This window comes from Streptomyces sp. SAJ15 (assembly GCF_007595705.1).
Lineage (GTDB): Bacteria > Actinomycetota > Actinomycetes > Streptomycetales > Streptomycetaceae > Streptomyces.
Genome location: NZ_NISY01000001.1, coordinates 1,184,737 through 1,208,083, shown reverse-complemented (window position 1 = coordinate 1,208,083; position 23,347 = coordinate 1,184,737). Strand labels below are relative to the sequence as shown.

Sequence of the window (23,347 nt, the reverse complement as noted above, 5' to 3'; positions counted from 1 at the left end):
GTTCTCCCCCACGCGATGCGGTGCCGGCCATGCTACGGCCTCCCTCTCACCGGGCGCCGCCACCCATCTACGATGTTCGGAGCCCGCCGCGCGCGGCGGCCCGTCCTCAGGAGGGATCCGATGACCGACCTCAACGCCTTCATCGCCGGCATGCCGAAGGCCGAGCTGCACGTCCACCACGTCGGGTCCGCCTCCCCCCGCATCGTCGCCGAGTTGGCCGCGCGGCACCCCGACTCCCGGGTGCCCACCGACCCCGAGGCGCTGGCGGACTTCTTCGTCTTCAAGGACTTCGCGCACTTCATCGAGGTCTACCTGTCCGTGGTGGACCTGATCCGCGACGCCGAGGACGTGCGGCTGCTGACGTACGAGGTCGCTCGCGACATGGCGCGGCAGAACATCCGGTACGCCGAGCTGACCGTCACCCCGTACAGCTCGACCCGGCGGGGCATCCCGGACGCCGCGTTCGTCGAGGCGATCGAGGACGCCCGCAAGTCGGCCGAGTCCGAGCTGGGCGTGGTGCTGCGCTGGTGCTTCGACATCCCCGGCGAGGCGGGCCTGGAGTCGGCCGAGGAGACGGCGCGGATCGCCACCGAGCTGCGCCCCGAGGGGCTGGTGAGCTTCGGTCTCGGCGGTCCCGAGATCGGCGTGCCGCGCCCCCAGTTCAAGCCGTACTTCGACCGCGCCATCGCGGCCGGCCTGCACAGCGTGCCGCACGCGGGCGAGACGACCGGTCCGCAGACCATCTGGGACGCGCTCACCGAGCTCCGCGCGGAGCGCATCGGCCACGGCACCAGCGCCGTGCGGGACCCCAGGCTGCTGGCGCACCTGGCCGAGCACCGCATCCCGCTGGAGGTCTGCCCGACCTCGAACATCGCCACCCGCGCGGTGGCCACGCTCGACGAGCACCCGATCAAGCAGATGGTCGAGGCCGACGTCCTGGTCACCGTCAACAGCGACGACCCGCCGATGTTCGGCACCGACCTCAACACCGAGTACGCGGTCGCCGCCCGGCTGTTGGACCTGGACGCGGCAGGCGTGGCGGCGCTGGCCAAGAACGCCGTGACGGCGTCCTTCCTGGACGAGCCGGCCAAGGCGCGGCTGACGGCGGAGATCGACGCCTACACCGCGAGCGCGGCGGGGTGACGGCCACGGCCGGCTGCCACGCCGTCGGGCACCGCGGCGACCCGTACGTCCAGCGGGAGAACACCCTGCCCTCGATCCGCTCGGCGGTGCGCGCGGGTGCCCAGGCGGTGGAGATCGATGTGCGGCTGACCCGCGACGGGGTGCCGGTGCTGCTGCACGACGCCACGCTGGAGCGGCTGTGGCGCCAGGACCGCCCGCTGGCCCGTCTCTCCGCCGCCGAGGTGCGCGGGCTGACCGGCGGCGGGGTGCCCACCCTGCACGAGGCGCTGGCCCTCACGGAGTCGGTGCGCACCCTCGTCGACCTGCCCGACGCGGCGGCGGCGTCCGCCGCCGTGGCCGGGGCGCGTGAGAGCGGGGCGGCCGACCGGGTCTACTACTGCGGCTCGGTGGCCGCGATGCGCGCCGTACGCCGCGCGGACCCGGCCGCCGAGCTGGCCCTGACCTGGACCACCCTGGCCCCGCCGCGCCCCACCCTGCTCGCCGAGTTGCGCCCGCGCTGGATCAACTACCGCTTCGGGCTGCTCTCCCGCGCGCTGGTGGACCGCAACCACGCGGACGGGCTGCTGGTCTCCGCGTGGACCGCGGACACCCGTTGGTCGATGTCCCGGCTGCTGACCGTCGGCGTCGACGCGATCACCACCAACCGGGTCGGCGCGCTGTGCGCGCTGCTGGCCACGCGCCGCTGAGCGAGCGGCCCACGACGCCGCCGCGGGCCGACGCCCACGGCGCCCACGGCGCCCACGCCCACCCTCGCAGGGCTACACCACCGCCCGGCACACCGCGCCGTCCTCTCCGCAGAACCCGCGCCCGCCCCCGTAAGCCCACGGCGCCCATCGCACCATCGCACGGCACACCGCGCCGCCCTCTCCGCAGAGCCCGCACCCACGCGCCCTCGCCCCGCCGCCCATGCCGGACGACAGCCTCCGCGCACCGCCACCGACGTGACGGCCGGGGCCGGTCCGCGGCCGGGGTACCGGGCCTCCGGAAGGCCGGTGCCCGCGGCGCGCGGGGGTCACGAGCGGAAGCTGTCGTGCCCCTGCCACGTAGCGCGGAACGGTGCCATGCTCGCTGACGTCCAGCAGCTCTTCGGCACGGCCGCCACAGAGGGAGTCTGTCGTCGATGTCATCACCCACACCCCCCACCGCCCGCCCCCGGTTACCGCGTCCACGGCGGGGTGCGGCGCGGCGGGGAAGCACCGCAGCCCTCGTGCTCGCCGCCGCGAGCGCGCTGATCTTCAGCGGAGCGCAGGGTGGCGCGGCGGGCGCCGCCGGCGCGCGGCGCGCGACACCCGTCGGCGCCGAGGCCGTCCCGCTCGCCCCCGCGCAGCGGACCGCCCTGATCGCGGACGCCCAGGCCGCCGGCGCGGCCACGGCCGACCGGCTCGGCCTGGGTCCGCGCGAGAAGCTGATCGCCGTCGACGTGGTCGAGGACGCCGACGGCGCGCGGCACACCCGCTACCAGCGCACCTTCGGCGGCCTCCCGGTCCTCGGCGGGGATCTGGTCGAGCACCGCGCGGCCGGCGGGCGCACCACGGTGACCCGTGCCTCGGCCGCCGCCATCGCGGTTCCCACCACCACTCCCGTCCGCACCCCCGCCACCGCGCGGCGGGCCGCGCTCGGCGCCGCCGCGGCGGAGGGCGACTCGAGGGTCCGCGCGGACCGCGCGCCACGGCTGGTGGTCTGGGCCGCCGCCGGCCGGTCCGCCCTGGCCTGGGAGTCGGTGGCCACCGGGCGGCGGCCCGACGGCTCGCCGAGCGAGCTGCATGTGATCGGCGACGCGACCACCGGGAAGGAGCTGTTCCGCTACCAGGCGGTGCGCAACGGCACCGGGATCAGCACCTACAGCGGTCCCGTCGGCCTGGACACCACGTACAACGGCACGACCCGCCGCCATGAGCTGGTCGACCCCAAGCGCGGCAACCACCGCACCTGCGATCTGCGCCGGCAGACCTCGGGCGCCTGCGTCCCGATGTCCGACCTCGACGACGTCTGGGACCACGTCAGCCAGCGCACGGGCGTGGACGCCCACTACGGGCACGCGGTCACCTGGGACTACTTCTCGTACGTGCACGGCCGGAACGGCATCAGGAACGACGGCCGGGCCGGCACCAGCCGGGTCAACTACGGCAACGGCTACGTCAACGCGTTCTGGCAGGACAGCTGCTTCTGCATGACCTACGGCGACGGCGGCGGCTCCCGCCCGCCGACCAGTATCGACGTGGCCGCGCACGAGATGTCCCACGGCGTCACCTCGGCCACCGCGAACCTGCTGTTCAGCGCGGAGGCGGGCGGGCTGAACGAGGGCACGAGCGACATCTTCGCCGCCTCCGTGGAGTTCCACGCGGCCAACCCGTACGACCCGGGCGACTACCTCATCGGCGAGAAGCTCAGCGCCGACGGGACTCCGCTGCGGTCCATGGACCGGCCCTCCCGGGACGGGCGGTCCAAGGACCACTGGTACCCCGGCATCGGCTCCATCGACGTCCATCACTCGTCGGGCGTCGCCGACCACTTCTTCTATCTGCTCGCCGAGGGCAGCGGGCGGAAGGTGATCAACGGGGTCGCGTACGACAGCCCGACCTTCGACGGCGTGCCGGTGACCGGCATCGGCCGGGCCGCCGCCGAGAAGATCTGGTACCGGGCGCTGACCGTCTACATGACCTCCACCACCGACTACCGGGCCGCCCGCGCCGCCACCCTGCGCGCCGCGGCCGACCTCTACGGGCAGGGCAGCGCCCCGTACGGCGGCGTCGCGGCCGCCTGGGCCGCCGTCAACGTGAGGTAGAGGCAGGCGCCGGGCACAGGGCCGGGGTCCGGGTTCTCGGCCGTGCGCCGCCGCGTAGGGCTACAGCCCCACGATCGAGTTCCACTCCCGCGCGAAGTCCCCGCGCTCCGCCGACGTGATGTCGCGGGCCACCGCCAGCCGCCCGCGCATCGCGTCGTCGGGGAAGATCAGCGGGTTCTCGGCGAGCTCGGCGGTCTCCGCGTCCTTGGCGGAGGCGAGGATGTCGCGCGCGGCCGGCACCGGGCAGACGTAGTTGACCCAGGCCGCGAGCTCGGCGGCGACCTCCGGCTCGTAGTAGTAGTCGATGAGCCGCTCGGCGTTGCGCTTGTGGCGCGCCCGGTTGGGGATCATCATGCTCTCCGCCCACAACTCGGCGCCCTCCTCGGGCACCACGAACTCGATGTCCGGGTTGTCGGCCTGGAGCTGGATGATGTCGCCGGAGTACGCCTGGCAGGCGAGCACGTCGCCGCTGGACAGGTCCTTCAGATAGTCGTTGCCGGTGAACCGGCGGATGTGGCCGCGGTCCACCAGGCGGCGCAGCTGGTCGGTCATCCGGTGGAAGTCGTCGGCCGTCCAGCGGGTGACGTCCACCCCGTCGCCCTGCATGAGCAGGGTGAACGCCTCGTCGAGCCCGGACAGCAGGGTGACCCGGCCGCGGAGGTCGGAGTGCCACAGGTCGGCGGTGCTCCGGATCTCGCGCCCGAGCCGCCTGCGGTCGTAGGCGATGCCGGTGATCCCGGACTGCCAGGGCACGCTCTGCCGACGGCCGGGGTCGAAGGCCGGCTTGCGCAGCAGCGGGTCCAGGTACTTCTCGACGTTGGGCTGGTGGGGCCGGTCCATCTCCTGGACCCAGCCGAGGCGGACGTACCGGGCACACATCCAGTCGCTGATGACGACGATGTCCCGGCCGGTGTCCTGGTGGTTCATCAGCGCCGGGCTGATCTTCCCGAAGAACTCGTCGTTGTCGTTGATCTCCTCGACGTAGTCGACGGATATCCCGGTGCGCTCCTCGAAGGCGTCCAGCGTGGGCCGCTTGCGCTCGTCCGCGTCGTCGACGTCGATGTAGAGCGGCCAGTTGGCGAAGGTCAGCCGCTTCTCCTGGGCGGACCGGTCGCGGGCGGCGCGGTCGCCCGGCTCCACGTAGGCGGCGGGCACCCCGCACCCGGCGGTCGCGGCGGCGAGGGCGGCGGTGAGCCCCGCCGCGCCGGAGGAGCGGAGGAACCCGCGACGGGAGAGCCCACGGCCGGGGGCTCGCAGGCCCGGAGCCGCGAGGTCGGGGGCCCCACGGCCGAAGAGCCCGCGGCGGGAGGGCGTGGGGCGGTTAAGCGCTGGCATGCGGAACACCTTGATACGCGAGGGGCGGAGGAGGCAACCGACGGATCGTCGGCCCGGCCCCCTCCGCCCGCTCCACACCGTCAGGCGACGGCCGGTCGGGACCGGCCGTCGGTCGGCGTGTCGTCTCGTCAGCCGTCGAGCGAGGTCATCACGTGCTTGATGCGCGTGTAGTCCTCGAAGCCGTACGCCGACAGGTCCTTGCCGTAGCCGGACTTCTTGAAGCCGCCGTGCGGCATCTCGGCGACCAGCGGGATGTGGGTGTTGATCCACACGCAGCCGAAGTCGAGCGCCTTGGACATGCGCATCGCGCGGGCGTGGTCCTTGGTCCACACCGAGGAGGCCAGCGCGTACTCGACGCCGTTGGCGTAGGAGACGGCCTGGTCCTCGTCGCTGAAGGACTGGACGGTGATCACCGGGCCGAAGACCTCCTGCTGGACGATCTCGTCGTCCTGCTTGAGGCCCGAGACGACGGTGGGGGCGTAGAAGTAGCCCTTGTCGCCGACGCGGTGGCCGCCCGCCTCGACCTTGGCGTGCGCCGGCAGCCGGTCGATGAAGCCGCTGACCTGTGCCAGCTGGTTGGCGTTGTTCAGCGGGCCGTAGAGCACGTCCTCGTCGTCCGGGGCGCCGGTCCGGGTCTCGGCCGCGGCCTTGCCCAGCGCCGCCACGAACTCGTCGTGGATGGACTCGTGGACCAGCACGCGGGTGGCCGCGGTGCAGTCCTGGCCGGCGTTGAAGAAGCCGGCCACGGAGATGTCCTCGACCGCCTTGGCGATGTCGGCGTCCTCGAAGACCACGACCGGGGCCTTGCCGCCGAGCTCGAGGTGGACCCGCTTGACGTCCTTGGCCGCGCTCTCGGCGACCTGCATGCCGGCCCGCACCGAACCGGTGATGGAGGCCATGGCGGGCACCGAGTGCTCGACCATGAGCCGGCCGGTCTCGCGGTCGCCGCAGATGACGTTGAAGACGCCCTGCGGGTGGCCGAGCTCCGCGAGCACCCCGCCGATGATCTCGGCGATGAGCACGGTGGAGGCCGGGGTGGTGTCGGACGGCTTGATGACGACGGTGTTGCCCGCGGCGAGCGCCGGGGCGAACTTCCACACGGCCATCATCATCGGGTAGTTCCAGGGGGCGACCTGCGCGCAGACGCCGACCGGCTCGCGGCGGATGATGGAGGTCATCCCGTTCATGTACTCGCCGGCCGAGCGGCCCTCCAGCATCCGGGCCGCGCCCGCGAAGAACCGGATCTGGTCGACCATGGGCGGGAGCTCCTCGCTCCGCGTGAGGCCCAGCGGCTTGCCGGTGTTCTCGGACTCGGCCGCGATGAGCTCCTCGGCCCGCGCCTCGAAGGCGTCGGCGATCTTGAGCAGCACCTTCTGGCGCTCGCCCGGTACCAGGTCGCGCCAGGCGGGGAAGGCGGCCGCGGCGGCGGCCATGGCGGCGTCGACGTCGGCCGCGCCGGACAGCGGTGCGGTGGCGTACGCCTCGCCCGTGGCCGGGTTGACCACCTCCGTGGTCCGCCCGTCCGCGGCGTCCCGGAATTCTCCGTCGATGTAGTTGCGCAGACGACGCAGCTCGGTGGTCACTGCCACCCCTCCAAGTCAGATGTCCGATGGGTGAGACACCCACACTAGTCGGCCAGGCGACGCATTCAACATACCCGCCGGGCCACAACTACGGAATCCGTGAAATCTGGTCCGTGGGACAACGAATTTCATATGTCCAGGGGTTGCGAGACTGCTGACTTCTCGTGCACAGTGAGGACGTGGCCACACCTGACAAGAACGGCACGCCGTCGATCGACTCCGTCTCCCTGGCGATCATCGAGCAGCTCCAGGAGGACGGCCGACGGTCCTACGCCGCCATCGGCAAGGCCGTGGGCCTGTCCGAGGCGGCCGTACGGCAGCGCGTGCAGAAGCTGCTCGACCAGGGCGCGATGCAGATCGTCGCGGTCACCGACCCCCTCACCGTGGGGTTCCGGCGGCAGGCGATGGTCGGCATCAACGTCGAGGGCGACCTCGATCCGGTGGCGGACGCGCTGACCGCCATGGACGAGGTCGAGTACGTGGTGGTGACCGCGGGCTCCTTCGATCTCCTCATCGAGATCGTCTGCGAGGACGACGACCACCTCCTCGAGACCATCAACAAGCGGATCCGCACGCTGCCCGGCGTGCGCTCCACCGAGAGCTTCGTCTACCTCAAGCTCCGGAAGCAGACCTACACCTGGGGAACGCGATAGCCATGAGCGCCGACCTGTCCAAGACGGCCTACGACCACCTGTGGATGCACTTCACCCGCATGTCGTCGTACGAGAACGCCCCCGTGCCCACCATCGTGCGCGGCGAGGGCTGCTACATCTACGACGACAAGGGCAAGCGGTACATCGACGGCCTCGCCGGGCTGTTCGTGGTCAACGCCGGTCACGGACGGGTCGAGCTCGCCGAGACCGCCTACAAGCAGGCCCAGGACCTCGCCTTCTTCCCGGTGTGGAGCTATGCCCACCCCAAGGCGGTGGAGCTCGCCGAACGGCTGGCCGACTACGCCCCCGGCGACCTCAACAAGGTCTTCTTCACCACCGGCGGCGGCGAGGCCGTGGAGACCGCCTGGAAGTTGGCCAAGCAGTACTTCAAGCTCCAGGGCAAGCCGACCAAGTACAAGGTCATCTCCCGCGCGGTCGCCTACCACGGCACCCCCCAGGGCGCGCTCTCCATCACCGGCCTGCCCGGGCTGAAGGCCCCCTTCGAGCCGCTGGTCCCCGGCGCGCACAAGGTCCCCAACACCAACATCTACCGCGCGCCGATCTTCGGGGACGACCCCGCGGCCTTCGGCCGCTGGGCCGCCGACCAGATCGAGCAGGAGATCCTCTTCGAGGGCCCGGACACCGTCGCGGCCGTCTTCCTGGAGCCGGTGCAGAACGCCGGCGGCTGCTTCCCGCCGCCGCCCGGCTACTTCCAGCGGGTCCGCGAGATCTGCGACAAGTACGACGTGCTGCTCGTCTCCGACGAGGTCATCTGCGCCTTCGGCCGACTGGGCACGATCTTCGCCTGTGACAAGTTCGGCTACGTCCCGGACATGATCACCTGCGCCAAGGGCATGACCTCGGGCTACTCCCCCATCGGCGCCTGCATCGTCTCCGACCGGATCGCGGAGCCGTTCTACTCCGGCGACAACACCTTCCTGCACGGCTACACCTTCGGCGGCCACCCGGTCTCCGCCGCGGTGGGCCTGGCCAACCTCGACATCTTCGAGCGCGAGGGCCTCAACCAGCACGTGCTGGACAACGAGAGCGCCTTCCTCTCCACCCTCCAGCGCCTCCACGACCTGCCGATCGTCGGCGACGTCCGCGGAAACGGCTACTTCTACGGCATCGAGCTGGTGAAGGACAAGGCCACCAAGGAGTCCTTCGACGCGGAGGAGACCGAGCGCGTCCTGTACGGCTTCCTCTCCAAGGCCCTCTTCGAGAACGGCCTGTACTGCCGCGCCGACGACCGCGGCGACCCGGTCGTCCAGCTCGCCCCGCCGCTGATCGCCGACCAGCGGCAGTTCGACGAGATCGAGCAGGTGCTGCGCGGCGTGCTGACGGAGGCGTGGACGAAGCTCTGACGGACGGTCCCGTCGACGCGCCGCGGTGCCGGTCCCACGGGCACGGGACCGGCACCGGGGCGAGCGCGGGGAGCGGGGGTAGGGGGCGAGCACCCATGGGTGCTCGCCCCCTACGCGTCTGCCGTCGCCCCCCCCCGGCGGGGCCCGCCGACGGCTGATCGGAGGAACCCCGGGGCCGCCCGCGCCGAGCCTGGGCGCCGGCACGGGGTCGGAGTCCTTACCGTGCCAGTGACTCATCGGCCCTTGTCGTCGTTCCCCCAAGCGGGGGAACAGACAAACATCAGTCGAACCGAGGTGCTCTGCATGGTGGCCCCGCCGGACAACGACGTGCTCTGGGCACGCACCCTCACGTACGCGTACCGCGGGTCACCCGCCCTCGTCGGTGTCTCCCTCGGCGCGCGCGAGGGAGAGATCCTCACGGTGCACGGCCCGCGCGGAGCCGGGAAGACCACCCTCCTCAAGTGCCTGTCCGGCCAACTCGCCCCCGACCACGGCGAGGTGTGGTTCAACAGCCGCCCCGTGCACACCCTCTCCGCGGCGCGCCGGGAGCGGCTGCGGCGCGAGCGCTTCGCCTGGATCGGCAGCGAGCCGGCCCTGGTGCCCGAACTGACGGTCTGGGAGAACGTCGCGCTGCCGCTGATGCTGCGCCGCGCGGGCCGCCGCGTCGCGAAGCACACCGCGCGGGAGTGGCTGGACCGGCTGGACATCGGCGACCTGTGGCGCGCCCGGCCGGCCGCGCTGCCCCAGTCGCAGCGGCAGCGTGTCGCCGTCGCCCGCGCGCTGGCCGGTGCCCCCGCGGTGCTGTTCGCCGACGAGCCCACCGCCCCGCTGCACCGCGCGGACCGCGGACAGGTGCTGCGGACGCTCACCGCCGCGGCCCGCTCGCACGGCATCACCGTGCTGCTCGCGACCCACGACGAGGAGGCCGCCGAGTTCGCCGACAGCGCCGTCACCCTGGTGGACGGCCGCCGGGTCGGGGCGATCCCGGCCCCCGACGCGGAGGGCCGAGGCGCGTGCTCAGTCTCCGCCTAGCCCGCGGCACCCACCCGCTCGTCCTGCTCCGCCGGCTGCTGGTCACCGCCGCGTCGGCGGGCACGAGCTTCCTGCTGCTGTGCACGCTGGCGTACGCGGCCGCGCACCCCGAGGAGGCCGGCCACGCGCTGCTGCGGCTGCTGTGGTGTCTCATCCCCCTGTCCGCGACGGCGCAGCTGGCCGTCGTGGTGGCGCGCACCGCCTTCGGCGCCCGCACGCACCGAGGGCTGACCGCCGCCGGTTTCGGGCCGGCCCGCCACACGCTGCTCGCGGCGGCCTCCACCGCGCTCTTCTGCGCCCTGGGCAGCGCGCTGGCGCTGCTGGCGTTCCTGGCCGTGCGGGGGCACTTCGGCGGCTGGCGGCCGTCGGCCCGGCTGGTCGCGGAGTTCGGCGACGGCGGACCTCTCCCGCTGGGCGCGGTGCTCATCATGGTGGCCGTGGCCCCGTTGACGGCGGCCGGGGCGACGGCGGTGTGTCTGCGGCCCCCGTCGTCGACGTCCCCGCGCGGCCCCGTCGGCCGACGCCGCGAGGCGGCGTTCGCGCGGTTCCTGTCGGCCGGCCGGCCGGCGCCGCTCCCTCAGCCCGACCTGGGGGACGGGGAGGTGACGGAGCCACAGCCGCTGACCGGGGCGACCGGCGGGCCGCGGGCCACGGCGGCGGCTCCTCCCCCGGGCGACGCGCCGGAGCGGGAGGCGGCCGCGCACGAGGCGCCGCACCAGGGGACTTCGCGGGAGGGCGCGCCGCGGGACGGGGCGGCGCCCGAGGCACCCCGGCCGGCCCCGGCGCCGCTCGACCTCGGCGCCCTGCTGCCGCCGGCCCCCGAGCCGCCGTCCGCGGCCACGCTGGCCGGACTGCCCTGGGGCACCACGCTGATCGCGGCGGGCCTGGCGCTCGAGGCGTACACGGCGCACGAGAGCCCCGACGCCACCAGCGATCTGCTGCCCTTCCCGGGCCCGGTCGCCGGGAGCCCGCCCGGCATCGTCGGCGGCTGGGCGCTGACCGTGCTGGGGCTGATCCTGGCCGGCCCGGGTCTGACCATCGTCTGCGGCCGCCTGCTGGCCGCCTGCCGGCCCGGCGCGCTGCGGCTGCTCGCCGGCCGGGCCCTCCAGGAGGAGGCCGGGCTCATCGGCCGCCCGCTGGGCGTGCTGTGCGCCGTCGCCGCCGGTGCGTACACCGTGGTCGAGCTCTACGGCCCGGCCCTGCGCTCCGCCGGGCCGCTCACCGGCCTGGGCGCGGCCCTCGTCATGATGTGCACCACCGCCGCCGCGCTCACCGCGACGCTCGACGTGAAGGCCGTACGCGAACCCACCACCGCGGCCCTTCGACAGCTGGGCACCTCCCGCCGCGCCCTGCGCACCGCCGCGACCCTTCGCGGTGCCGCGCTCCTCACCCTCCTGGCGGCGTTGACCTGGGGGATCGCCGAGCTCATGACCCTGCCGCTCACCCGCTGAACGAAAAGCCCGCCCGGCTACCTCAACACCACGACGTCCTCCGCCTCGAAGGCGACCCGCACCCGCGCGCCGGCCTCCGGGGCGTCCCGCAGCGCACAGGACGCCTCCAGCCGGGGCCCTGCCTCGGGATCCAGGAGCAGGGCGACGTGGTCGCCCCGGAAGGTGCGGCCCGCCACCGCGCAGGGCAGCCCGTCGTCGTCGGCTGTCAGCCGTACCCCGGCGGGGCGCACCAGGAGCCGGCACGGGCCGGCCGGCGAGCCGGCGGGCACGGGGACCGGCCCCCAGGGGGTGTCGGCGACGGCCTCGCGGACGGTGGCCTCGACCACGTTGTCGAAGCCGAGGAAGCGCGCGACGAACTCGGAGGCGGGCCGCCGCCACACCTCCAGCGGGGTGCCGGTCTGGGCGATCCGACCGCTCTCCATGACCACCACCCGGTCGGCGAGCGCGAACGCCTCGCCCTGGTCGTGGGTGACCGCCAGCACCGTGGTGCCGAGCCGGTCGAAGAGCTGGCGGAGTTCGACGACGAGCCGCTCGCGCAGGGAGCGGTCGAGTTGGCCGAGCGGCTCGTCCAGCATGAGCAGCCGCGGCCGCGGGGCGAGCGCCCGCGCGAGCGCCACCCGCTGTTGTTCGCCGCCGGAGAGCGCGGCCACGGCCCGCCGCTGGGCGCCCGGCAGGCCGACCAGGTCCAGCAGTTCGGCGACCGTGCGTTCCCGCTCGGCGCGCGCGACGCGCCGCATGCGCAGCCCGAAGGCGACGTTGCCGCCCACGTCGCGCTGCGGGAAGAGCTGGTGGTCCTGGAACATCAGGCCCACGCCGCGCCGATGGGTGGCCACGCCGCTCTGGTCCCGCCCGGCGAGCCAGACCCGACCGGCGTCGGCGCGCTGCAAGCCGGCCACCACGCGCAGCAGGGTGGACTTGCCGCTGCCGCTGGGTCCCAGCACGCACACGGTCTCCTCTTCGGCGACCTCCAGGTCCACCGCGTCCAGCACCGCGCGGTCGCCGAAGCGCACCGTCACCCCGTCAAGTCGCAGCGAGGCCATCAGAACTCTCCCGAACGGTCGGTGCGGATGCGTTCCAGCGCCAGCAGCGCCACCGCGCACACCAGCATCAGCAGGGTGCTCAGCGCCATCGCCTGCCCGTAGTTGAGCTCGCCGGGCCGGCCCAGGAAGCGGGCGACGGCCACCGGCAGCGTCGGGTTGTCGGCGCGGGCGATGAACACCGTGGCCCCGAACTCGCCGAGCGAGACGGCGAAGGCGAAGCCCGCCGCGATGCCCAGCGCCCGGCCGACCAGCGGCAGGTCCACTTCGCGCCAGGCGCGCAGCGGGGAGGCGCCGAGCACGGCGGCGGCCTCGCGGAGTCGTGCGTCGACCGCGCGGAGCACCGGCAGCATGGTCCGTACGACGAAGGGCACGCCGACGAGGGCCTGGGCGAGCGGCACCAGGATCCAGGAGGCGCGCAGGTCCAGCGGCGGCTCGTCCAGCGCGATGAGGAAGCCGAAGCCGACGGTGACCGCGGAGGTGCCCAGCGGGAGCATCAGCAGGGCGTCGAAGCCGCGTACCAGCCGGCCCGCGCGGCGGGTGAGGGCGGCGGCCGCGAGCCCGCCGACCAGCAGCGCGATGAGGGTGGCGACGGCCGCGTAGCTGAGGGAGGTGCCGATGGCCTCCACCGGGGGCTCCAGAAACATCCCGCCGCTGTCGGCGGCGGAGCCCAGCGCGCGGTAGTAGCCGAAGCCGTAGCCGTCGGGGGTGTCGAGGGAGCGCTCGACGAGCACGCCGAGCGGCAGCAGCACCAGGAGCACGACGGTGAGCAGCACTCCGCCCAGCAGCGCCCACTGGCCCGCCCCGCGCGGGCGGCGGGCGGTCAGCGCCGGGTCGACGAGCCTCAGGGCGCTCTCTCGGCGGCGCACGGTCCAGGCGTGCACTCCCAGCAGCGCGGCGACGGCCGCGAACTGCACCAGGGTGAGCACGGCGGCGGCCGGCAGGTCGAGCAGCTGCGCGGTCTGCCGGTAGATCTCCACCTCCAGGGTGGCGTAGTGCGGTCCGCCGAGGATCTGGATGACGCCGAAGGAGGTGAAGGTGAAGAGGAAGACCATGAGGGCGGCGGCGGCCACCGCGGGGCCGAGCGCCGGCAGGGTCACCCGCCGCCACGCCCCGAGCCGGCTCGCGCCGAGTACCCGCGCGGCCTCCTCCTGGCGCGGGTCGAGCTGGGCCCACAGCCCGCCGACGGTCCGTACGACGACGGCGTAGTTGAAGAAGACGTGCGCGAGCAGGATCGCCCACACGGTGGTGTCGAGCCGTACGCCCCACAGCTCGTCGAGCAGCCCGCCGCGGCCCAGCAGGGCCAGGAAGGCGCTGCCGACGACGACGGTGGGCAGCACGAAGGGCACGGTGACGACGGCGCGCAGCAGTTGCTTGCCGGGGAAGTCCAGCCGGGCGAAGACGTAGGCGCCGGGCAGCGCGATGAGGAGGGTGAGAGCGGTGGAGGCGGCCGCCTGCCAGGCGGTGAACCACAGCACGTCCAGGATGTGCGGGTCGGCGAGCGCCTCGCCGACCCTGCCCAGCCGCCACCGGCCGTCCTCTTTCAGGCCGCGGGCGACGATGGCGGAGACCGGATAGCCGAAGAAGACCGCGAGGAAGGCGATCGGCACGGCCATCAGGCCGCAGCGCACCGCCGCGCCGCGCGGATCGCGCTCGCGCGGGGCGGCGGTGCGGGGCGCGCGCGGCCGGGTGCCGGCCCTGCGGCCGGCGGAGGTCCCGTCGGGCCGTTCCGGTCCGGCGGGCTCCGTGCCGGGCCGGACCGGAGCGGCCTTGGCGGGGTCGTTCCCTACAGAACGAGGGAAGACCATGACTTGATCCACCGCTCACGGTTCTCGGCGATCTTGCCGGGTTCCATGGTCTGCGGCTTGTCGACGGTGACTCCGAAGTCGGAGTAGAGCTTCGGGAGCTCGGCGCCCTTGACGACCGGGTTCACGAACATGGTCAGCGGCATGTCCTCCTGGAACCGCTTGCCGACCAGGAAGTCCAGCAGCGCCTTGCCGCCCGCCTCGTTCTTGGCGCCGTCGAGCAGGCCGGCGAACTCGGTCTGGCGGAAGCAGGTGCCGGTGGCGACACCGGTCGGCGCCTTCGTGGGCTGCGGCTTGGAGAAGTACACCTCGGCCGGCGGGCTGGAGGCGTAGGAGACCACCAGCGGCCGGTCGCCGCCGGCCTTCTTGCCGCCCGTGGAGCCGGAGAAGCGCGCGTTGTACGCCTGCTGCCAGCCGTCGGTCACCTCGACGCCGTTGTCGCTCAGCTTCTTCCAGTAGTCCTCCCAGCCGTCGTCGCCGTAGCGCGCGGCGGTGCCGAGCAGGAAGGCGAGGCCGGGCGAGGAGGTGGCGGGGTTCTCCACCACCAGGAGGTCCTTGTACTCCGGCTTGACCAGGTCGTCGAAGGACTTCGGCGGGGCGAGCTTCTTGTCGGCGAAGTACTTCTTGTCGTAGTTGACGCAGACGTCGCCGGTGTCGATCGGGGTGACCCGGTGCTCGCCCTTGTCGAGCTGCAGGGCGTCGGGGATCCGGTCCAGGCCCTTGGGCTCGTACGGGGCGAACAGGTCGTTGTCGAGCGCGCGGGACAGCAGCGTGTTGTCGACGCCGAAGAAGACGTCGCCCTGCGGCTTGCCCTTGGAGAGCACCGCCTGGTTGACGGCGACGCCGGCGTCCCCGCTCTTGAGCACCTTGAGCCGGTAGCCGCTCTCCTCCTCGAACCGCTTCTGCACCTCGGGGGAGATCTGGAAGGACTCGTGGCTGACCAGGACCACGGTCTTGGAGCCGGCGCCACCCTTCGCGTCGGAGTCGTCGTCCGAGCCGCAGCCGGTCAGGGCGGTGGCGCCGAGCGCGCCGAGAAGGGCGGTGCCGATGGCACGCCGAAGGATGGTGTTCATGGTCGAGCTGACTCCCTACGCCGGTATGACCCGGATCAGGTCCGAGGGTCTGCGGCCGTGCCGCACTCTCAGCGCTGTGTGCGCTCCCCTGTCGGAATGTTCATTTGTGCGAATGCACCGTATCAGCCGGTGCGGGCGGGAACGGCCGGCGGTGAAGCCCGCCCCGTGGGCGGCCGTACGGGCGGGCCCGGCGCCGGCCTGCCCCTGCGGCTCGCGCTCGGCGACGGGCCCGGCGACGGCCTGCCCGCGCGGGGCGCCCTCGGCCGTGGGCGGGCCCGGCGCCGCCTGCCCGCGCGGGTCAGCGCTCGGCGGCCGCCAGCTGCCCGCAGGCGCCGTCGATCTCCTGGCCGCGGGTGTCGCGCACGGTCACCGGCACACCGTGGGACTCCAGCGCCGCCACGAACGCGCGCTCGTCCTCGGGCCGGGAGGCGGTCCACTGGGAGCCGGGGGTCGGGTTGAGCGGGATCAGGTTGACGTGCACCCGCTTGCCCTTGAGTAGCCGGCCCAGCAGGTCACCCCGCCACGCCTGGTCGTTGATGTCGCGGATCAGGGCGTACTCGATGGAGACCCGGCGGCCGGACTTCTCGGCGTACTCCCAGGCCGCGTCGAGCACCTCGCGGACCTTCCAGCGGGTGTTCACCGGCACCAGGGTGTCGCGCAGCTCGTCGTCCGGGGCGTGCAGCGAGACCGCGAGACGGCACTTGAAGCCCTCGTCGGCGAACCGCAGCATCGCCGGGACGAGGCCCACGGTGGAGACCGTGATGCCGCGCTGGGACAGGCCCAGGCCGTCCGGCTCCGGGTCGGTGAGTCGGCGGATGGCCCCCACGACCCGGTTGTAGTTGGCCAGCGGCTCGCCCATGCCCATGAAGACGATGTTGCTGAGCCGCGCGGGGCCGCCGGGGATCTCGCCGTCCCGCAGCGCCCGCATGCCGTCGACGATCTGGTGCACGATCTCGGCGGTGGACAGGTTGCGGTCCAGGCCGGCCTGGCCGGTGGCGCAGAACGGGCAGTTCATGCCGCAGCCCGCCTGCGAGCTGATGCACATGGTGACCCGGTCCGGGTAGCGCATCAGCACGGACTCCACCAGCGTGCCGTCGAAGAGCCGCCAGAGCGTCTTGCGGGTGGTGTCGTCGTCGCAGGAGATGTGGCGGACCACGCTCATCAGGTCGGGCAGCAGCTCGCCGGCGAGCTTCTCACGCGAGGCGGCCGGGATGTCGGTCCACTGCGCCGGGTCGTGGGCGTACCGCGCGAAGTAGTGCTGCGAGAGCTGCTTCGCGCGGAACGGCTTCTCGCCGATGGCGGCGACGGCCTCACGGCGCTCGGCGGGCGAGAGGTCGGCGAGGTGCCGCGGGGGCTTCTTGGCTCCGCGCGGGGCGACGAAGGTGAGCTCACCGGGTGCGGGCGGTGCCATGGGCGGAAACTCCTCAGTACGACTGGCCGGGCGATCCCCGCTGTCGCGGAGCAGGCGGCTGGATGACGCCGACGCCCGGCGATCACACGGGGCGCTCCCGCGGCCGCGGGGCCGGAAAAGGGCCCGCCGCAGAAGCGACGGGCCCCTCCAGGGTACCGGGCGCCGTTCAGCCCGCCCCGACGAAGATCACCAGCAGCAGCCAGACCACCGGCGCCGTCGGCAGCAGCGAGTCCAGCCGGTCCATGATGCCGCCGTGGCCGGGCAGCAGGTTGCCCATGTCCTTGATGCCGAGGTCCCGCTTGATCATGGACTCGCCCAGGTCGCCGAGGGTGGCGCTGACCGCCACCGACAGCCCCAGCAGCAGGCCCTGCCACCAGACGCCGTCCTCGACCACGTACTGCATGCACAGCGCGCCGGCCACCATCGCGAACGCCACCGCGCCCAGCAGCCCCTCCCAGGACTTGCCGGGGCTGATCCGGGGCGCGAGCCTGCGCTTGCCGAAGCGCCAGCCCACGGCGTACGCGCCGGTGTCGCTGACCACGGTGAGCAGCAGGAAGGTCAGCACCCGCTGCGGACCGTCGTCGGCCGCCAGCATCAAAGCCACGAACGTGGCCAGGAAGGGCACGTAGAAGGCCGCGAACACGCCGGCGGTGACGTCCCGGAGGTAGTTCTCGGGGGGCTCGGTCATCCGCCACACGAGCACCGCGAGCGCGGTCAGCGCGACCGCCACCCACGCCCCCTCGGCTCCGCGCACATAGCCGGCGACGACCATGGCGACGCCGCCGACGGCGAGCGGGATCAGCGGGGCCCGGATCTCCTTGCGCTCGGACAGCCGGGAGGTGAGCTCCCAGAGCCCGACGACCACGGCGAGCGCTATCACGCCGATGAACACCGGCTTGTAGACGAAGAGCGAGGCGACGATGACCGCGCCCAGCCCGACGCCGACCCCTATCGCCGCCCGCAGGTCGCGGCCCGCGCTCTTCTTCGCGGGCGCGGGCTGCGGTGCGGGCTCCGACGGCCGCGCGGCCGGATCCGAGGGGGAACCGGGCGAGCCGGGCGGCTGCGGCGACTGGTGCGACCGGTTCGCCGAGTCCGGCTCCTCACGGAACAGGGGGCCGCTCAGCCGAGCGGCCCCCAGGTCACGGTCGTCCTGGTCTCCGCCTGCGTGGGGCACGGTGGGCATGGGCCGAGTCTGCGCCGCCTCGCCCACCTGATGCGCGGGACCCGCCGAGACGGCGGGACCCTGGTCGGTCGGGCCCCAGTAACCGGCGCTCGGCGGGGCTCCCCAGGAAGAGTCACTCATCAGACTTCGAGCAGCTCGGCTTCCTTGTGCTTCAGCAGCTCGTCCACCTGCGCGACGTACTTCGCGGTGGTGTCGTCGAGCTCCTTCTCGGCGCGGCGGCCCTCGTCCTCGCCGACCTCGCCGTCCTTGACGAGCTTGTCGATGGACTCCTTGGCCTTGCGTCGGACGCTGCGGATCGAGATCTTCGCGTCCTCGCCCTTGCCCTTGGCGACCTTGATGAACTCCTTGCGGCGCTGCTCGGTGAGCTCCGGGAACACCACTCGGATGATGCTGCCGTCGTTGCTCGGGTTGACGCCCAGGTCCGAGTCACGGATCGCCTGCTCGATGTTGCGCAGCGCGCTCTTGTCGAACGGGGTCACCACGGCCATCCGCGGCTCCGGCACCGAGAAGGACGCCAGCTGGTTGATCGGCGTCATCGCACCGTAGTAGTCCGCCACGATCTTGTTGAACATCGCCGGGTGCGCACGCCCGGTGCGGATCGCGGCGAAGTCCTCCTTGGCGACCACAACGGCCTTCTCCATCTTCTCCTCGGCCTCGAGGAGGATCTCTTCGATCACCACTTGCTCCTGGTGTTATGGGTAAGCAGAGCCTCGCCCCTGCGTGCGTCTTCTCCTGCACGGTGTCCGACCGGCAGGCCGTTGTCCATCCCCGTAACGGGCTGTGTACGAGCGGTGTCGGCCCGGCTAGGACCGAGTGCCCTGGTCGCTCACGAGCGTGCCGATCTTCTCACCCTTGACCGCGCGGGCGATGTTGCCCTCGGTCAGCAGCTCGAAGACCAGGATCGGCAGGTCGTTGTCCCGGCACAGGGTGATGGCGGTGGCGTCGGCGACCTTGAGGTCCCGCGCGATCACCTCCCCGTACTCCAGCGCGTCGAACTTCACCGCGTCCGGATTGGTCTTCGGGTCGGAGTCGTAGACCCCGTCCACGCCGTTCTTGCCCATGAGCAGCGCCTCGGCGTCGATCTCCAGGGCGCGCTGGGCCGCGGTGGTGTCCGTGGAGAAGTACGGCATGCCCATGCCCGCGCCGAAGATCACGACGCGTCCCTTCTCCAGGTGGCGCACGGCACGCAGCGGGATGTACGGCTCCGCGACCTGGCCCATGGTGATGGCGGTCTGGACGCGGGAGTCGATGCCCTCCTTCTCCAGGAAGTCCTGGAGCGCCAGGCAGTTCATGACCGTGCCGAGCATGCCCATGTAGTCCGAGCGGGCCCGGTCCATGCCGCGCTGCTGCAGTTCGGCGCCGCGGAAGAAGTTACCGCCGCCGATGACGATGGCGATCTCGGCGCCATCCCGCACCACGGCGCCCACCTCACGGGCGATGGCGTGCACGACGTCGGGGTCGACGCCGAGCCCGCCGCCTCCGGAGAACGCCTCTCCGGACAGTTTCAGCAGGAACCGGCGGCGCTTGGTCCGAGCGTCGGTGCGCTTGTCGTCGGCGGCCAGTGTGGCGTCCGCACCCTGATTCATTGGAGATCTCCTCGTGCACATACCAAGAAGGCCATTGCCGAATGGGTCCTTGTTCGACCTCTGCGGCAATGGCCTCCTCGTCACATCTGCGGCCGGCCGGGTGACGGCTGGCTGCGTACGACCCTATCGGGCCGCACACCGATCGCTGCCCGCGTGGGCTCAGGCGTCGCTGCCCTGGTGGGCTCAGGCGCCGACGCGGATGCGCGCGAAGCGCTTCAGCGAAACGCCGGCCTCGGCCAGCACCTTCTCGACGGACTTCTTGTTGTCCTTGGCGAACGGCTGGCTCAGCAGCACGCTCTCCTTGAAGAAGCCGTTGACGCGACCCTCGACGATCTTCGGCAGGGCGGCCTCCGGCTTGCCCTCCTCGCGCGCGGTGGCCTCGGCGACGCGACGCTCGTTCTCGACCGTCTCGGCCGGGATCTCGTCCTTGGTGAGGAACTTCGGCGCGAAGGCGGCGATGTGCTGCGCGACGTCCTTGGCGGTGTCGGCGTCGGCCTTGTCCAGCTCGACCAGGACACCGACCTGCGGCGGCAGGTCCGGGCTGGTGCGGTGCATGTAGGCGTAGACGAAGCCGTCCGCGTACTGCGCGAAGCGGTCCAGGACGATCTTCTCGCCCAGGGTGGCGTTGGCCTCGTCCACGAACGCCTGGACGGTCTTGCCGGCCTCGATCTCGGAGGCGAGCAGGGCCTCCAGGTCGGCCGGGGTGCTCTTGGCGACGTGGGCGGCGAGCGCGTCGGCGACGGCCACGAACTTCTCGCCCTTGGCGACGAAGTCGGTCTCGCACTTCAGCTCGAGCAGCACACCGGAGGTGTGGTCGTCGGCGATGAGGGAGACGACGGCACCGTTCTCGGCGCTGCGGCCCTCACGCTTGGCCACGCCCTTCTGGCCCTTGACGCGCAGGATCTCGACGGCCTTCTCGACGTTGCCCTCGGCCTCGTCCAGCGCCTTCTTGCAGTCCATCATGCCGGCGCCGGTGAGCTCGCGGAGCTTCTTGACGTCAGCGGCGGTGAAGTTCGCCATGGTCTGTGAATCTCTTCTCGAAAGTCTCGGAAGTCTGAGAGGTCAATGCTCTACGGGTGGACGGCGGGGGCGTGTCGCCCCCGCCGTCAGCAACCGCGAGGTATTGAGGTTCAGGCCTGCTCGGCGTCGGCGGCCGGGGCCTCGGCGGCCTTCTCGGCCTCGGCGGGCTCGGCGGCCTTCTCGGCCTCGGCGGCAGCCGGCTCGTCGGCCTTCTTGTCGCCCTCGAGCAGCTCGCGCTCCCACTCGGCCAGCGGCTCGCCCGCGGCCTTGTCGCCCTTGCCACCCTCGGCGACACCGGAACGGGCCATCAGGCCCTCGGCGACGGCGTCGGCGATGACGCGGGTGAGCAGGGTGACGGAGCGGATCGCGTCGTCGTTACCCGGGATCTTGTAGTCGACCTCGTCCGGGTCGCAGTTGGTGTCGAGGATCGCGACGACCGGGATGCGCAGCTTGCGCGCCTCACCGACGGCGATGTGCTCCTTCTTGGTGTCCACGATCCAGACGGCGCTCGGCACCTTCTGCATCTCGCGGATACCACCGAGGGTCTTCTCCAGCTTGGCCTTCTCGCGGGAGAGAACCAGCAGCTCCTTCTTGGTGAGGCCGGAAGCGGCCACGTCCTCGAAGTCGATCTGCTCAAGCTCCTTGAGGCGCTGCAGACGCTTGTAGACGGTCGAGAAGTTGGTGAGCATGCCGCCCAGCCAGCGCTGGTTGACGTACGGCATGCCGACGCGGGTCGCCTGCTCGGCGATGGCCTCCTGCGCCTGCTTCTTGGTGCCGACGAACATGATGGAGCCGCCGTGCGCGACGGTCTCCTTGACGAACTCGTAGGCGCGGTCGATGTACGACAGCGACTGGAGCAGGTCGATGATGTAGATGCCGTTGCGCTCGGTGAAGATGAAGCGCTTCATCTTCGGGTTCCAACGGCGGGTCTGGTGCCCGAAGTGGACGCCGCTCTCCAGCAGCTCCCGCATCGTGACGACGGCCATGGCCGTACTCCTTGAGGTACTCGGTTCCGCGACGGCCGGGCGGCCGTCACGCCTGACGCCCCGACGCGCCATGCCGCGGAGCTCCGAGCGGAGCCTGCCGAGGACCGAGGAACGCGACCACCGGTTCTGCGCCGGTAGCGGGGCGTGCGAAGTCGACCCGGTGACCCGGATCGCCATAAGAAGTGTACGGGACCGTCGCTGTGCTGGGTGACGGCGATGTCCACAACCAGCGAGTAGTCCCCAGATCTCACCCGACCTCCCCACACCCCGCCCCCGCTGGGCCACCCTGCGGACATGACCCAGACCACGCGCGCACGGACACCACGGCGGACCCGCTCGAGCGACGCGCTCCACACCCACCACGGGCACCGAGGCCACGCCCCGACCGGTCGGGGCCGGGGCGGCCGGAGACCGGTCGGGCGGAGCCGGGGCGGTCGCGCCCCGGATGATCGCGCTCTGGGCGGTCTGGGCCCGGACGATCGCGCCCCGAGCGGTCGCGCCCTGGGCGGTCGGAGACCGGGCCGCCGGAGCCGAGGCGGTCAGCCGGTGGGCGGTCGGGGCCCAGGCGCCCGGGGTCCGGGCGGGCGGGATCCGGGCGGGCGGGGTCCGACGTGCGTCGGGGCGTGCCGGCCGGTGCGGGGCGACTCTCTGCCGACCCCGCGGACGGCGGCTCCCCGCGGGGTGGGGGCGGCGCGGAGCGTCGTGCCCGCAGCGACGGGAGCGTCCGGGGCCGGGCCAGCGTCGCGGGTCCGCAGACCGTGGGCTGCGCGGCGCGCCGCGCAGGGGGCGGCGGGGGCGGCGGGGATCGGCACGCGCCGTGCGATGTCGCTGCTCGCACACGGGGCGGCGCGCGCCGTCGGGGCGGCGCTGATGGGCCTGAGCGTGCTCATGGTGCTGGTGGTGATGGTGCTCGCGCTGGCGCCGCGGTCCGCGGCATACGCGACACCCGTCGGGGCAGCGGCGGGCTTCGGGGTCACCGTGTCTGCCGAGGTCGCCGAGGTCGCCGGCGGCGGGGCCGAGGGGGGCCGTTCCTGGCCGGTCGGCGGCCGTCCGCCGGTCCTGCGGGGCTGGGAGCCGCCCGACTCGCCATACGGCCCGGGACACCGCGGGGTGGACCTGGCGGCCTCTCCGGGCGAGCCGGTGCTGGCGGCCGCCCCCGGTCGGGTGTCCTTCGCCGGCCGGGTGGCCGGTCGCGGAGTGGTCTCCATCGAACTCGACGGCACCGGCGCCCCGCCGCTGCGGACCACCTACGAGCCCGTGCGAGCGAGGGTGCGGGTGGGCGAGGCGGTGAAGGCGGGGCAGGTGGTGGGGGTGCTGGAGCCCGGACCGTTCCACTGCGCGGTCGGCTGTCTGCACTGGGGTCTGCGCCGTGCCGATCGCTATCTCGACCCGCTCTCCCTGCTGCCCCCGTGGCTTCTCCGGCGCGGCCCCTCCCGACTCTTGCCGATCTTCGACGTGCCGCGGGGCGCGCCGCTGGTGCCGAGCGGGGGCTCGGCGGCAGGAGCGGTGTGGGCCGGCGCCACGACGTTCGACCCGGACCGTCCCGGAGGCGCCTCCATGCCCCGGGCCCGGACCGCCGCAGGCGGCCAGCCGACAGGCTGCGCGGACCTGGCCCCGCCGGCGATGCTGGCCGGCGCCGCGGCCTGGGCCCGGCGCCGTCTACACCGCCCACCGACGCGCCGGACCGCCCGGAGGCCGCGACGGGCCCCCGTCGAGCCGGCCTCCGGCCGCTGCCGGGGATACCGGGGGCAAGCCGGTCCAGGTCCCATACGGATACGCGATCGGCGTTGCGCCAGCCCGAGCGGCCGGCCGACCAGCGGCGCCGCCCGGTCACCGAGCCGGGGGGCCGCCCCCGGGTCAGCCGCACCTGGAAGCGGCATCGCCCGCCGGGCGTGAAAGC

At 73.0% G+C, this 23,347-nt stretch carries 19 protein-coding genes and 1 riboswitch; of the genes, 8 read left to right on the top strand and 11 right to left on the bottom strand.

The genetic code is table 11. The annotated features are described in order from the left end of the window. The first annotated feature begins 72 nt into the window (after positions 1 to 72). From CD790_RS05290 to CD790_RS05280, 3 genes are all read left to right on the top strand, one after another. The gene (locus CD790_RS05290; RefSeq protein WP_399216961.1) at positions 73 to 1,143 is read left to right on the top strand and encodes an adenosine deaminase; all 1,071 of its coding nucleotides are present in this window, start codon (positions 73 to 75) and stop codon (positions 1,141 to 1,143) included. Then, positions 1,140 to 1,829, top strand: a complete 690-nt coding sequence (locus CD790_RS05285; protein ID WP_144381747.1) for a glycerophosphodiester phosphodiesterase — start codon at positions 1,140 to 1,142, stop codon at positions 1,827 to 1,829. The genes CD790_RS05290 and CD790_RS05285 overlap by 4 nt, the downstream gene beginning before the upstream one ends. Positions 1,830 to 2,350: 521 nt before the next feature. Continuing rightward, a complete protein-coding gene (locus tag CD790_RS05280) occupies positions 2,351 to 3,928 on the top strand; it encodes a M4 family metallopeptidase (protein ID WP_260867320.1) in 1,578 nt (525 codons plus the stop codon). Between the two features lie 60 nt (positions 3,929 to 3,988). On the opposite strand, the gene CD790_RS05275 is transcribed toward CD790_RS05280, so the two are convergent. Both CD790_RS05275 and CD790_RS05270 read right to left on the bottom strand, forming a co-directional pair. After that, positions 3,989 to 5,263 (bottom strand): spermidine/putrescine ABC transporter substrate-binding protein, encoded by a 1,275-nt coding sequence (locus CD790_RS05275; protein ID WP_144381745.1) that lies wholly within the window; start codon positions 5,261 to 5,263, stop codon positions 3,989 to 3,991. Positions 5,264 to 5,391: 128 nt separating this feature from the next. Continuing rightward, complete coding sequence (locus CD790_RS05270) at positions 5,392 to 6,846, bottom strand: gamma-aminobutyraldehyde dehydrogenase (RefSeq protein WP_144381931.1); 1,455 nt, start codon at positions 6,844 to 6,846, stop codon at positions 5,392 to 5,394. A 179-nt stretch (positions 6,847 to 7,025) separates the two neighbouring features. Between CD790_RS05270 and CD790_RS05265 the strand changes: the two genes are divergently transcribed. The 4 genes from CD790_RS05265 (at position 7,026) to CD790_RS05250 (ending at position 11,346) form a co-directional block, all read left to right on the top strand. Further along, entirely contained in the window at positions 7,026 to 7,499 is a 474-nt protein-coding gene (locus tag CD790_RS05265; protein ID WP_144381744.1) for an Lrp/AsnC family transcriptional regulator, read from the top strand. Positions 7,500 to 7,501: 2 nt separating this feature from the next. Next, positions 7,502 to 8,863, top strand: coding sequence for an aspartate aminotransferase family protein (locus tag CD790_RS05260; protein WP_144381743.1), 1,362 nt, complete (start codon positions 7,502 to 7,504; stop codon positions 8,861 to 8,863). Between the two features lie 303 nt (positions 8,864 to 9,166). After that, a complete protein-coding gene (locus CD790_RS05255) occupies positions 9,167 to 9,895 on the top strand; it encodes an ABC transporter ATP-binding protein (RefSeq protein ID WP_144381742.1) in 729 nt (242 codons plus the stop codon). Next, positions 9,877 to 11,346 (top strand): hypothetical protein, encoded by a 1,470-nt coding sequence (locus CD790_RS05250; RefSeq protein ID WP_144381741.1) that lies wholly within the window; start codon positions 9,877 to 9,879, stop codon positions 11,344 to 11,346. The genes CD790_RS05255 and CD790_RS05250 overlap by 19 nt, the downstream gene beginning before the upstream one ends. Positions 11,347 to 11,363: 17 nt before the next feature. Here CD790_RS05250 and CD790_RS05245 read toward each other — a convergent pair whose 3' ends face one another. The 9 genes from CD790_RS05245 to rpsB all read right to left on the bottom strand — a co-directional run bounded on the left by CD790_RS05245 (position 11,364) and on the right by rpsB (position 21,447). Then, on the bottom strand, positions 11,364 to 12,386 hold the full coding sequence (locus CD790_RS05245; RefSeq protein WP_144381740.1) for an ABC transporter ATP-binding protein: 1,023 nt from the start codon (positions 12,384 to 12,386) through the stop codon (positions 11,364 to 11,366). Further along, positions 12,386 to 13,999 (bottom strand): iron ABC transporter permease, encoded by a 1,614-nt coding sequence (locus tag CD790_RS05240; RefSeq protein ID WP_144381930.1) that lies wholly within the window; start codon positions 13,997 to 13,999, stop codon positions 12,386 to 12,388. Before CD790_RS05240 ends, CD790_RS05245 begins: the two co-directional genes overlap by 1 nt. Before the next feature lie 170 nt (positions 14,000 to 14,169). Beyond that, positions 14,170 to 15,261 (bottom strand): thiamine ABC transporter substrate binding subunit, encoded by a 1,092-nt coding sequence (locus CD790_RS05235; protein ID WP_144381739.1) that lies wholly within the window; start codon positions 15,259 to 15,261, stop codon positions 14,170 to 14,172. Then, positions 15,257 to 15,361, bottom strand: a riboswitch (TPP riboswitch). It overlaps the preceding gene by 5 nt. Before the next feature lie 198 nt (positions 15,362 to 15,559). Then, positions 15,560 to 16,672: a 23S rRNA (adenine(2503)-C(2))-methyltransferase RlmN gene (rlmN, locus tag CD790_RS05230; protein ID WP_144381738.1), complete on the bottom strand. Its 1,113-nt coding sequence runs from the start codon at positions 16,670 to 16,672 to the stop codon at positions 15,560 to 15,562. Between the two features lie 166 nt (positions 16,673 to 16,838). Further along, positions 16,839 to 17,975, bottom strand: a complete 1,137-nt coding sequence (locus CD790_RS05225; protein ID WP_144381737.1) for a phosphatidate cytidylyltransferase — start codon at positions 17,973 to 17,975, stop codon at positions 16,839 to 16,841. Further along, complete coding sequence (gene frr, locus CD790_RS05220) at positions 17,975 to 18,532, bottom strand: ribosome recycling factor (RefSeq protein ID WP_135340115.1); 558 nt, start codon at positions 18,530 to 18,532, stop codon at positions 17,975 to 17,977. Before frr ends, CD790_RS05225 begins: the two co-directional genes overlap by 1 nt. Before the next feature lie 126 nt (positions 18,533 to 18,658). Next, on the bottom strand, positions 18,659 to 19,441 hold the full coding sequence (pyrH, locus tag CD790_RS05215) for a UMP kinase (RefSeq protein WP_144381736.1): 783 nt from the start codon (positions 19,439 to 19,441) through the stop codon (positions 18,659 to 18,661). 183 nt (positions 19,442 to 19,624) lie between these two features. Next, complete coding sequence (tsf, locus tag CD790_RS05210) at positions 19,625 to 20,461, bottom strand: translation elongation factor Ts (RefSeq protein ID WP_144381735.1); 837 nt, start codon at positions 20,459 to 20,461, stop codon at positions 19,625 to 19,627. 110 nt (positions 20,462 to 20,571) lie between these two features. Next, positions 20,572 to 21,447: a 30S ribosomal protein S2 gene (gene rpsB, locus CD790_RS05205; RefSeq protein WP_144381734.1), complete on the bottom strand. Its 876-nt coding sequence runs from the start codon at positions 21,445 to 21,447 to the stop codon at positions 20,572 to 20,574. Positions 21,448 to 22,269: 822 nt separating this feature from the next. Between rpsB and CD790_RS36760 the strand changes: the two genes are divergently transcribed. Next, positions 22,270 to 23,343 (top strand): murein hydrolase activator EnvC, encoded by a 1,074-nt coding sequence (locus CD790_RS36760; RefSeq protein WP_144381733.1) that lies wholly within the window; start codon positions 22,270 to 22,272, stop codon positions 23,341 to 23,343. Positions 23,344 to 23,347: the final 4 nt, after the last annotated feature.